Below are 12,686 nucleotides of genomic sequence, written 5' to 3'. Positions count from 1 at the left end.
AAATAATCTTTACATTTAAATTCACAATAAAAATTAGAGATTTTGATCTATGCCTATATTTTATATTTTTATAGCAGTAATCGTTTTACTTGCTTTAGTTACTGTTTTTAAAACCATCACTATTGTTCCGCAAGGATACCAATATACTATCGAGCGTTTCGGTAAATACACTCATACCTTAGAACCGGGCTTAAATATTATTATTCCTTTTATGGATGGTGTGGGCCGTAAAATTAATATGATGGAACAAGTGCTTGATATCCCATCTCAAGAAGTTATTTCTAAAGATAATGCAAATGTACAAATTGACGCAGTTTGCTTTATACAAGTACAAGAAGCAGCAAGAGCAGCTTACCAAGTTAACCAACTTGAGCGTGCTGTTATTAATCTGATGATGACAAATATCCGTACAGTACTTGGTAGTATGGAACTAGATGAGATGTTATCACAACGTGACCATATTAACTCAAAACTACTTAGTATTGTCGATGATGCAACTAGCCCATGGGGAATAAAAATTACTCGTATTGAAATTCGTGACGTTCGACCACCGGCAGAACTAATTGCAGCCATGAATGCACAAATGAAAGCTGAACGTAATAAACGTGCGGAAATCCTTGAAGCGGAAGGTATCCGTCAAGCAGCTATTTTACGTTCTGAAGGTGAAAAACAGTCAGAAATTTTAAAAGCTGAAGGTGAAAAACAAGCAGCATTTTTACAAGCTGAAGCACGTGAACGTGCGGCCGAAGCAGAAGCTAAAGCAACACAAATGGTTTCGGACGCTATTGCAGCAGGTAATATTAATGCTATCAACTACTTTGTTGCGCAAAAATATACTGAAGCGTTACAACAAATCGGTGCTTCAGATAACAGTAAAGTTGTGATGATGCCGCTTGATGCTTCAAGTCTAATGGGTAGCATTGGTGGTATTGCCGAATTAATCAAAAATACTAAATAGACTAAGTTTAGCAAAATCATATCCCTAACTGATAATAAATTGGTTTGAGAGATGATTGGAAATATAATTTAATTAATAATAGGTAACAACCAATGACAGATTTTTTAATGGTTATTTATGATTCTCCTCACTGGGTATTTTTTGCTTTAGGCGGTATTTTGCTGATAGCTGAATTATTAGGAACTGGCGGATATGCACTTTGGAGTGGAATGGCAGCCATTATTGTTGGCTTGATTGCTTGGATTTTACCACTGTCTTGGCCTGTTTTATGGATTTTGTTTGCTATTTTTACGTTAATATCAGCTTATCTTTGGTGGGCTTGGTTAAAAAAACGCGATAATAACAAATCAAGTAAAGTTGAAATTAATCAACCACAACAAGAATTAATTGGCATTAGAACAATCGTTACCGAAGCCATTACTAATGGTTCAGGTCGAGTAAAAATCAAAGACGGCACATGGTCAGCAAAATGTAATCAAGATCTAGAAGTAGGTCATCCTGTTGAGGTTGTTGCAGTTGAGGGCATAATACTGAAAGTAAAAGCACTCAATAAATAAATTAATAATTAAATACGAGTCAATGACTCGTATTTTTTTGTTTATCATAAAAAATAATCAATCAGATAAACCGATTATTAAATATCTTCTATAGTAAAAATTCATGGTAATTATCATAATAAGATAATTACTGTTAATCCAGCTTCAATATAAAATTTAAAGTGCTTAAGTACTTATAACAGTAATTATCATTTTTACTAAAAACTAGTGTAAAAATAAGCCAATAAGAATGCTAACACTAATTCGATTATTTAGGATCAATACCAATAACTTTCCAATTATTATTTGATTCATCGGTAATCTTACCTTTCTTCACATCGGTAATATATTTAATGGTCATATTACGAATGGTACCTTCTTCATCACCTAATGCCGTGCGAGAATTCCAAATTGGCTCGACTCGGCGCCCTTCTAATGGACCACCTTTTTTCACCAGCATTTCATAACGATAAGCATTCATACCTAGTTTGAGTTTCATATCATCAGTAATAACTTTACCATTTAAAAGTGTTAGATTTTTAATTCGATTTCCTACTGGTTCACTTAAATCAATAATATATTTAACGCCACCAAACATATCATAAGTCATATATTTAGATGCGCCTCGCACTGAATCATATTGATAATTTTTATCCGTTGGTTGTACTTGAGCAAAATATGCCGCTGACCATTCCATATAATCTTTAAGATCCTTTCCGGTAACTTCAAAAATAGAGGTTTCACCAGCAGTATATTGATAATTGTTAGCAATATCTTTGCGAGCGATTGGCCCTTTATTTAATATCGCTTTTTTATTATCGACTAAAACCGCAGTCACATCCGCACCGCTATAATAAATTTGTACAGAATTAAGTAAATTAGTTAAACCACTTTCTTGCAAGTAAACCGCTGGTATACCATGTATTATCTCTTGTGGTACAAGATCTTTATCTGTTTCACCAATAACTTGATTAGAAATTTCTCTTAATTGTTGATGATAAGGTGAATAAATTTTTTCGATTTCAGGATCAGCTGGATAAGTTTTTACTGGTAATGTTTGCGATTTTTTTGCTTTTAAGGTTTTTTTATTGCCATCAATATCAAATTTAAGATCAACCACCGATACTACTGTTCCATAGCGATGAGGTTCAGTAATAACCACATTATTAATGACTTTTTCACTAATATTTTGATGATTATGTCCGGCAATAATTATGTCAATTTCAGGTAATTGATTAGCAACATCGGCAACACCTGTACCAGGTTTATTGTTTTCATTATCTAATCCCATATGGGTAACTAAAACAATAGCATCAACTGATTGTTGTTTGAGATTAGCAATTTGTTTTTTTATTTCCGGTATTGGCATGGTAAATTCCATTTGATTTACATAGCCAGTTTTATTCTCGTATTCAGGAACAAAAGGGGTAGTTGCACCAATAAAGCCAATTTTAATACCTTCTTTCTCAATAATGGTTGTGGCGGGTAAATAAGGTTTACCGGAATCTTTATAATAAATATTAGCAGCTAAAGATTGGCCTTTAAATTCAGAAATAACTTTATCGACTATCGGCATACCAAAATTAAATTCATGATTGCCAAGTACCATAATGTCATAATGCATGGCATTTAATGCCGCAATAGCCGGATGATTTTGCACATTATGAAATCGTTCAATTTGATTATCTTGAATAATATCACCAGCATCAACCACAATGACATTTTCATGTAGTGAACGGTACTCCTTTAAAAACGAAGAAATCTGCGCATAAGAGCCTGAAGAGTCTGCTTTGTCAGTACCATAATCCCATGGCAACATTCGCCCATGCACATCTGACGTTGCTAAAATAGCAACATCAACTTCTTTTGCATTAACCTGAAATACACAACCTAATATGAATAAACCGCTTAACAAAGCACGTTTTTTGCTTACCAACATCCTTATCTCCTATTACTATTATGTAAAATTAATATCCTAATTAATTTAAATCATTTTTATAAAAACAGTCTATTATTCTAAATTATTATTTTTTCAATTAAAGCGTTTTTATAAAAAAATAAGCTACTTAATCAGTGATAAAAAATGCCTAACGATAGTGACTATTGTTAGGCAAAATAAGGAGTACGAAAGTTATTTTCATAAACAGACAGAATGTTACTTTAATTTAACATTCTGTTTACTGTTAATTAATGTGACATCGTAGTTTTAACACCACCTTCAGGAATAGGCACATAAGCGGTTTCTTTATCAGTTCTTTGTTTATTATTACGCACTTTAAGTGCAGTTTTAATACCAAAGAAGATAATGCTATACACAACCACTAGGAATAAGATACTTAAACCGGCGTTAGTGTAGTTATTAATGACAATATGATGCATATTATCAATTTGTTGTGCTGTTAATTCGCTACCTTCGGCAATTCGACGGTTATACTCATTAGCTAAATAGAAGAATCCTTCTAAATTAGGATCATTACTAAATAGTTTAAGTGCTAATGCCCAAGTAGTACAAATCAATAACCAAACGGCAGGAATAATAGTCACCCAAACAAATTGAGCTCGTTTCATTTTAATTAATACAACTGTAGCTAATACTAATGCTACGGCTGCTAGCATTTGATTTGAAATACCAAATAATGGCCATAAGCTCTTAACACCACCTAATGGATCAACCACACCTTGGTAAAGTAGATATCCCCATAAACCAACACATCCTAAAGTACCAATAAAGCCAGCAATAAGTGAATCGGTTTTTTTCAAGAATGGTACAAAGTTACCTAATAAGTCTTGCAACATGAATCGTCCAGAACGAGTTCCTGCATCAAGCGCTGTTAGAATAAATAGTGCTTCAAATAAGATACCAAAGTGATACCAGAAGCCCATATTTGCGCCTGGAAGAATTTGATGGAACACATGCGCAATACCTACGGCTAAGGTTGGTGCACCACCGGCACGATTTAATACTGATGGTTCGCCAATATCTTTGGCTGTTTGTAAAATTTGCTCAGGTGAAATCACAAATCCCCACGAACTAACTGTAGCCGCAGCATGTGCTGTCACATCTTGTAGTTGAGACATTATCATCGCCGCATCGCCAGTACCTAATTTATGTAAATCAGGCATAGTTATTCCTAGCGCAGCTGGTGGAGTATTCATAGCAAAATATAAACCTGGCTCAATAATTGATGCAGCCACTAAAGCCATAATAGCCACGAAAGACTCCATTAACATAGCACCATAGCCGATAAAACGTGCATCCGTTTCATTAGCAAGTAATTTTGGTGTTGTACCTGATGAAATTAAGGCGTGGAAACCAGAAACGGCGCCACAAGCAATAGTAATAAATAAGAATGGGAATAAAGAACCTTTCCAAACAGGGCCTGTGCCATCCACATATTTAGTTACATCTGGCATTTTTAAATCAGGATTTAAAATAACAATACCAATAGCTAAACCAACAATTACACCAATTTTTAAGAAAGTGGCGAGATAATCACGCGGTGCTAAAATTAACCATACAGGCAACATCGCAGAAACTAAGGCATAACCAACTAAAGTAAAAGTAATCGTGGTTGCTTTGAAAGTTAATGCTGGTCCCCAATATGGGTCATGAGCAATAACACCACCAAACCAGATAGATAAGATGAGTAATACAATACCAATTATTGAAACCTCTAAAACACGACCCGGTCGGAGGTATCGCATATAAATACCCATAAATAATGCGATTGGCACGGTAGAACAAACAGTAAATACGCCCCAAGGACTTTCAGCTAATGCGTTAACAACAATCAATGCCAATACAGCTAAAATAATTAGCATGATTAAGAAACAACCAAATAAGGCAATTGTTCCAGGAATTGGTCCCATTTCATCTTTTATCATTTCACCTAATGAAGCCCCTTTACGGCGTGATGATAAAAATAGCACCATAAAGTCTTGTACTGCACCAGCAAATACCACACCAGCCAATAACCATAGAGTACCCGGTAAATAACCTACTTGTGCTGCAAGTACAGGGCCTACAAGCGGTCCAGCACCGGCTATTGCCGCAAAATGGTGTCCAAATAAGACATATTTATTGGTTGGAACATAATTTAAGCCATCATTATTGATAACTGCCGGTGTCGCTCGTGTCGGATCTAACTGCATTACTTTATTGGCGATATATAAACTATAATATCGATAAGCAACGAGATAAACGGACACTGCAGCAGCAACAATCCACAATGCACTAATATGTTCCCCTCGACGTAGTGCGATGACAGCTAAACAGCATGCACCAACGATAGCAAGAATAACCCAAGGTATATGCTTTAGTATTCTATTATTCATAATAATTCTCTTTATCGCTTTAAGATTAATATCATCTATTTAATTTTTAACTTAATTATATAGTTAAAAAGGTAGATAAAATTTATTGATATTAACTTCAAATTGTTTTTGAATTTGGTTGTATTGAATCATGAGATAAAGCTTACTTTATGCTCAAGGGTATAGTAATTTTTTAGTTAATTGAATGGTATAGGAAATTTAGTTACAGGTTGAAACGACTATATGAGTGGTTAAAAATGGTTGGTAAACGGTATCTCTATAGATGAAATAAACCCAGATAAAATGATTATAGTCCTAATATCTCTTTAAGCGATTTTAAATATCGACGACTCACAGGCACAGCAACATCATTATTTAAAATAATATCAACACTACCTGCTTCATTAAAACGAATCTCTTTTAACTTTTTTAAATTAACTAAATATTGTCTATGGCAACGAATAAGCGAGGTTTTATCTTCTAACGTTTTTAGTGTCAGTTCAGTAAAATATTCATTATTATTTTGATTAAAAACATAAATACCACAGACTTTAGATGAAATATAAAAAACATCATCATTAGATAGTAAATAAATTCGATTATGACCAATACAAGGTATATATTTTAACTGTTGATCAATGCCTGATAATTGATTTATATCAGCTACAGGACATTTTTTGTGTAAGCGGCTTAATGTTTTATTTAGCCTATCTTGTTCAATAGGTTTTAATAGGTAATCAAAAGCTTGTTCTTCAAAGGCTTTTACAGCAAACTCACTATAAGCAGTTAAAAAAACAATATGAGGCATAGTTTGTGGATCAAGCATTGATAACATTTCAAGACCATTTATCTTCGGCATTTGAATATCAAGAAAAACAACATCAGGCGCTAACCGATGAATTTCACGTATAGCATCCATTGCATTATTACATTCTGCGACAATATTAATTTGGCTATCGTTGTCTAGCAAACAACGTAAATTTTCGCGAGCAAGTAATTCATCATCAACAATAATCACATTTAACATTAAACTACGACATCCTCTAGCAAAGGCAAAGATAACATTACATTTGTATATTCGTCTGGTTTACAGATTATCTTTATACCATAGTTTTCACCATAGCGGATCTTAATTCGTTTATCTACTAAATTAAGACCAAGCCCTTTATTATCTTTTTTATTTTCTCGATAATTACCTGCATTATCAATAACCTCTAAAATTAAAGTCAGATCATTTTCATAGGCTCTAATCGTTACTTCTCCTTGACTAATTAATTGTGATGTACCATGTTTAATGGCATTTTCCACAATTGGTTGTAATGAAAATGCTGGTAATTGCGCATATTCGAGTTGTTCAGGAATATCAAAATTTATACTTAACTGCTCCATAAAACGCATTTTTTCGATCTGTAGGTAAGCATTTACATGCTCTATTTCATCTCTTAACGTTACTATTTCATCAGTACGTTTTAAGTTTTTACGGAAAAAAGTTGATAAGTTTTGCACTAATTGCGATGCTTGTTCTTTATCACGCCTAATAATAGCCAGTAAAGTATTTAAGGCATTAAATAAGAAGTGAGGATTTACTTGGGCATGTAGTAGTTTAATCTCAGTTTTAGACAATAACTGTTTGTAGTACTCATTTTGCCCGGCCAATATTTGCGCAGATAACAAGCTGGCAATACCTTCACCTAAAGTTCTATTTATTGAGCTAAATAATGTATTTTTACCTTCATAAAGTTTAATAGTACCAACTACATTATTATTTTCACCACGCAGAGGAATAACCAAAGTTGCACCTAAACGACAATTTTTATTGATTGAACATTGATAAGGTTGATGTGTACCATCAAGATATTTAACATCATTTTGCTCAATTGCTTCTAAAGTAACATTTGAAGTAATTTGAGTACCAGGTAGATGATGATCGTCACCTACCCCAATAAAAGCAAGAATTTTTTCTCTATCTGTTATAGCTACAGCGCCAATATCTAATTGTTGATAAATAATTTCTGCAACTTTAGTACTATTTTCTTGATTGAAGCCTTCGCGCAATAGACCTTCAGTACTCACTGCGATTTTAAGAGCCTTGGCAGAAAAAGCCGATGTATAACGTTCAAAAATCGCCCGTCTATCTAGTAAAATTCGCATAAACATTGCAGCGCCAATACTATTAGCAACAATCATCGGTGCAGCAATACTACGCACTGCATGTAGAACAACATCAAAAGGTCTCGATATTAATAGTACTTGAATCATTTCTAACGATTCAACCAAAACACCTAATACTCCGACTAAAAATGGATTATAGACTAAATCAATTCGACCTCTTTTCATTAAGGTATAGTGAAATAGCCCACTAATTAAACCTGTCAAGATAGTCGATAACATACAACTTTCAGCTGTAATACCACCTAATGTATAACGATGAATACCACCAGTTAAGCCAACTAAAAGGCCTACTACTGGACCACCAAGCAACCCTCCTAAAATAGCGCCAATAGCACGAGTATTCGCAATAGTATCTTCAATATGTAAACCAAAATAGCTACCCATAATGCAAAATAAAGAAAAAATAAAATAACAGACTAATTTATGAGGTAAATGGATGGTGACTTGCATTAAAGGAATAACAATTGGGGTTTTACTTAACAAATAAGCAATAACCAAATACACGCACATCTGCTGTAAAAGCTGTAGTACAAGATCAAACTCAAACATAACAATAACCACGGCACAAAACCGCCGACCAAAGTCGACGGAAAATGCTAACTTTAATTATCAAGTAAAGTAAATGTTTGCTTATCTTTAGTTGTAGAATCCGCACCTACAAACACATTAAATTTACCAGGTTCTGCAACATATTGCATTTTATCATTCCAGAATTTTAACATGTCATATTTGATAACAAATTTTACTTGACCTTTTTCATGCGGTTTAAGAGTAATAGATTCAAAACCAATTAACTCTTTTACCGGTCGGCTTACTGATGCTGTCACATCTTGCAAATAGAACTGCACCACTTGTGCACCTTCTCTTTCACCAGTATTTTCCACATTAGCAATAACTTCAATTTCCCCATTTGGTGACATTTCAGTTTTTGATAATGAAAAATCAATAGTAAAATCAGTATAACTTAAGCCAAAACCAAATGGAAATAAAGGCTCATTCGGGCTATCAAAGTAAGACGTTGTGTATTTACCCATATTAACTGTACCATGTGGTCGACCAGTTTTTAAATGGCTATAATAAACAGGGATCTGGCCAACATTATCTGGAAAAGACATAGGTAATTTAGCTGACGGATTATAATCACCAAACAGCACATCGGCCACAGCATTTCCCCCTTCAGTACCCAAAAACCAAGTTTCAAGCATAGCATCAGCTTGCTGATATTCTTCTTTCACAGTAAGTGGACGGCCATTCATTAAAGCAATAATCAGTGGTTTACCAGTAGCTTTTAATGCTTTAATTAATCGTTTTTGACTAGCTTGAAGATCAGAGATCGGTTCGACTTGATGATTCATGTGCCATGCCTTGTGCTTCGCCAACAAAAACCACAACAACATCTGATTTTTTAGCTTGAGCAACAGCTTCGGCTATCATCTTATTAGCGGGTCGTTTATCAAATTTGCTGCTTTCACCATATAAATTTAAAAATTTATCAAGGTTAGGATCATCCGAGAGATTAGCCCCCCATGCGTAACTCACTAATTTGGGATTTGCGATGGCATTTTTAATGCCTTGCAACGGCGTTACCGCTAAATTAGCACGCCCAGCACCTGACCAGCTACCTAAAATATCTCGTTTTGAATCAGCCAATGGTCCAATGACAGCTATTTTTTTATTTTTGTCTAATGGTAATAAATTATTTTCATTTTTTAATAATACAATACTACGACGAGCTACATCTCTGGCTTCAGTACGATGTAGGCGATCGTTAGCAAACATAGTTTCAATATCAAAATTAGGATCTAAATTTCGATGCGGATTTTTAAACAACCCCATATCATATTTAAGCTCTAACACATGGCGACAAGCTTGATTAATCAGATCTTCTGAGATTGCACCTTCATCAACCAATTCTGGTAAAAACTGTAAAAAGTATTCATCATTCATACTCACATCAATACCAGCTTTGATAGCAATACGTACCGCATCTTTAGCATCCTGTGCAACGCCGTGATTAATTAATTCACGGATAGCACCATGGTCACTAACAACTACTCCATCAAAGTGCCATTGGTTGCGTAATACATCAGTTAATAACCAATGATTAGCTGTAGCAGGAATACCATTTACACTAACCAGCGCAACCATAACCGCTCGGCTACCGGCATCAATAGCCGCTTTATAAGGCACAAGATATTCTTGAAACATTTTGCGTTCACTCATATCGGTGCTGTTATATTCGCGTCCTGCTTCTACCGCACCATAAAGTGCAAAATGTTTAACCGTTGTGACTAATGATTTTTTATCAGCCAAGGATTGCTTTTGCATTTTTTCAACAAAAATTCGCCCTGCTTCTGAAGCTAAATAAGGATCTTCACCAAATCCTTCGGAAACTCGTCCCCACCTAGGATCACGAGTAATATCCACCATTGGCGCCCAAGTAACATTAAGTCCATCAGATGTAGCTTCATCAGCAGAGACCTCAGCCACTTTAGCGAAAGCATTACGATCCCAAGTTGCAGCTATACCTAAATTAATTGGAAATACTGTACGATGCCCATGAACAATATCAAAACCAAAATAAACCGGAATTTGGTTTGGTGATCTTAAAGCTCTTTCCTGCATTCTGGATAGATCGGGTTCCACAACAGTATTAAAAATGCCACCTATTTCACCAGCTTCTATTTGATCAAGTACTTTGTCTAAGGTTAGATCACCGCCGACACTAATTAACCGCAATTGCCCCACTTTTTCTTTAATAGTCATTTTTGATAATAAGTTATCAATAAATACTTTCTTTTCTTCGTCATTGGGATTTTGTGCAAATAAAGGACATGAAAAAATAAAAAAAACAAAAAAGAAAACTAATTTTTTCAGCATAATAAGTATTGTTATAATATAAGAGGATAGACAAGCAAATAGAATAACGTATTTAGTCAAAAAAATCTCGTTATTTGAAATAATGCCTCACCAAAAATAAAAATAAAAGCACATATTATTAAAAATTTAGCCGCAAAAAAGTGCTTTCCTCAAATTTTTTAAAAGTTGATTCTGTGAATAAATAAAAACATATTGCCGAACAATTTTGTCAAAACAATGTCGGCAATAATAAAGATTAGAATGATTGATTAGTCGCGGAAATTAGTAAATTGAAATGGTTGACCTAACTCACCATTTTTAACTAGTGCCATAGTTGCTTGTAAATCATCACGTGATTTTCCAGTAACCCGAACTTGGTCACCTTGTACTTGTGCTTGGACTTTAATTTTACTATCTTTGATTAATTTAACTATTTTTTTAGCTAATTCTTTATCGATACCTTGTTTCAGCTTAACTGTAATACTATAAAACTTACCACTATGTTCCATCTCTTCTGGAATTTCCAGCGCGCCACCATCAATACCACGTTTAGCTAACTTATCACGTAAAATATCCAGTAATTGTTGTACTTGGAAATCTGATTGGCTCGTCGCTTTGATAGTTTCATTTTTCTCATTAAGCTCAAATGATGCTTCGACATTTTTGAAATCCCAACGTGTTGCCAATTCTCGAGTCGCATTTTCGACCCCATTTTTGACTTCTGGCATTTGAATTTCTGATACAATATCAAAAGAAGGCATAAATTTTCCTCTTCTAATCGTTATAAGATATAACTCACTTTAAACAACTCATTTTATTGCTACCGTAACATTTACGGTAGCTTTAATAGATAGATTAATAAAATAAATCAATAGTACGAAGTAATTCGTTAATACCGACCTTACCTAACGTTTTAGCATCTACTTTTTTAACGATTACTGCACAATAAAGGCTGTATTTACCATCTTTAGTTGGTAAGTTACCTGATACCACCACAGAACCAGCCGGTACGCGACCATAGTGAACTTCACCAGTTGCACGATCATAAATTTTAGTACTTTGTCCAATAAATACACCCATTGAGATAACGCTGCCCTCTTCGACAATCACACCTTCAACAATTTCACTACGAGCACCGATAAAACAGTTATCTTCAATAATAGTTGGATTTGCTTGTAATGGCTCTAATACACCACCAATACCAACGCCACCAGATAAATGGACATTTTTACCAATTTGTGCACATGAACCTACAGTTACCCATGTATCAACCATAGTCCCTTCATCAACATAAGCACCGATGTTGACGTAAGAAGGCATTAATACTGTATTGCGAGCTACATAAGCGCCTTTACGTGCAATTGCTGATGGAACTACGCGGAAACCTTCTTGTTGGAAACGCGCTTCATCATAATCAGCAAATTTTAACGGTACTTTGTCATAATAATTAGTTGCGCCACCATCAATAAGTTGATTTTCATTAATACGGAATGAAAGCAACACTGCTTTTTTTAACCATTGATGAGTTACCCAATCGCCATTAATCTTTTCTGCGACACGCATTTTACCGCTGTCTAATAAAGCGATACATTGATTAATCGCATCACGTGTCACTGTATCAACATTTGAAGGGGTAATTTCAGCACGACGTTCAAATGCTGCCTCAATAATAGTTTGTAATTGTTGCATTTCTCGTTTCCTTTAACTTAAAGTCCGTTAGCAAATTTAATTGGCCTAACAGTATAATATAATATGCCGCTATTTTTAAGTGGTTTATCTTATCATTAAGATCTCTCAAAAAAAGTTAATTATTTGGAATACCTTTCACAAAATCTTAGTAAAAGTTA

Annotated in this window: 8 protein-coding genes and 1 pseudogene; 2 read left to right on the top strand and 7 right to left on the bottom strand. The window is 34.5% G+C overall.

Features of this window, described 5'->3' with window-relative positions:
• The first annotated feature begins 49 nt into the window (after positions 1-49).
• Together RAM17_RS04665 and RAM17_RS04660 are read left to right on the top strand one after the other, a co-directional pair.
• The gene (locus RAM17_RS04665; protein WP_086359750.1) at positions 50-958 is read left to right on the top strand and encodes an SPFH domain-containing protein; all 909 of its coding nucleotides are present in this window, start codon (positions 50-52) and stop codon (positions 956-958) included.
• Between the two features lie 92 nt (positions 959-1,050).
• Positions 1,051-1,515 (top strand): NfeD family protein, encoded by a 465-nt coding sequence (locus tag RAM17_RS04660; RefSeq protein ID WP_198221897.1) that lies wholly within the window; start codon positions 1,051-1,053, stop codon positions 1,513-1,515.
• Positions 1,516-1,762: 247 nt separating this feature from the next.
• Here the strand turns inward: RAM17_RS04660 and RAM17_RS04655 are convergent, their stop codons facing one another.
• The 7 genes and pseudogenes from RAM17_RS04655 to dapD form a co-directional block, all read right to left on the bottom strand.
• On the bottom strand, positions 1,763-3,433 hold the full coding sequence (locus RAM17_RS04655; RefSeq protein ID WP_110448328.1) for a bifunctional metallophosphatase/5'-nucleotidase: 1,671 nt from the start codon (positions 3,431-3,433) through the stop codon (positions 1,763-1,765).
• Between the two features lie 248 nt (positions 3,434-3,681).
• Positions 3,682-5,829, bottom strand: a complete 2,148-nt coding sequence (locus RAM17_RS04650; protein WP_232351540.1) for a carbon starvation CstA family protein — start codon at positions 5,827-5,829, stop codon at positions 3,682-3,684.
• Positions 5,830-6,115: 286 nt separating this feature from the next.
• Complete coding sequence (btsR, locus tag RAM17_RS04645; RefSeq protein ID WP_110448330.1) at positions 6,116-6,835, bottom strand: two-component system response regulator BtsR; 720 nt, start codon at positions 6,833-6,835, stop codon at positions 6,116-6,118.
• A complete protein-coding gene (locus RAM17_RS04640; RefSeq protein WP_110448331.1) occupies positions 6,835-8,529 on the bottom strand; it encodes a sensor histidine kinase in 1,695 nt (564 codons plus the stop codon). Before RAM17_RS04640 ends, btsR begins: the two co-directional genes overlap by 1 nt.
• A gap of 53 nt (positions 8,530-8,582) precedes the next feature.
• Positions 8,583-10,860 (bottom strand): annotated as a pseudogene (gene bglX / locus RAM17_RS04630) (beta-glucosidase BglX).
• A gap of 248 nt (positions 10,861-11,108) precedes the next feature.
• Positions 11,109-11,600: a YajQ family cyclic di-GMP-binding protein gene (locus RAM17_RS04625; RefSeq protein ID WP_110448333.1), complete on the bottom strand. Its 492-nt coding sequence runs from the start codon at positions 11,598-11,600 to the stop codon at positions 11,109-11,111.
• A gap of 94 nt (positions 11,601-11,694) precedes the next feature.
• Positions 11,695-12,528, bottom strand: a complete 834-nt coding sequence (gene dapD, locus RAM17_RS04620; protein ID WP_110448334.1) for a 2,3,4,5-tetrahydropyridine-2,6-dicarboxylate N-succinyltransferase — start codon at positions 12,526-12,528, stop codon at positions 11,695-11,697.
• Positions 12,529-12,686: the final 158 nt, after the last annotated feature.

This window comes from Gilliamella apis, assembly GCF_030758615.1.
GTDB lineage: Bacteria > Pseudomonadota > Gammaproteobacteria > Enterobacterales > Orbaceae > Gilliamella > Gilliamella apis_A.
This window is presented reverse-complemented; position numbering and strand designations above follow the sequence as displayed.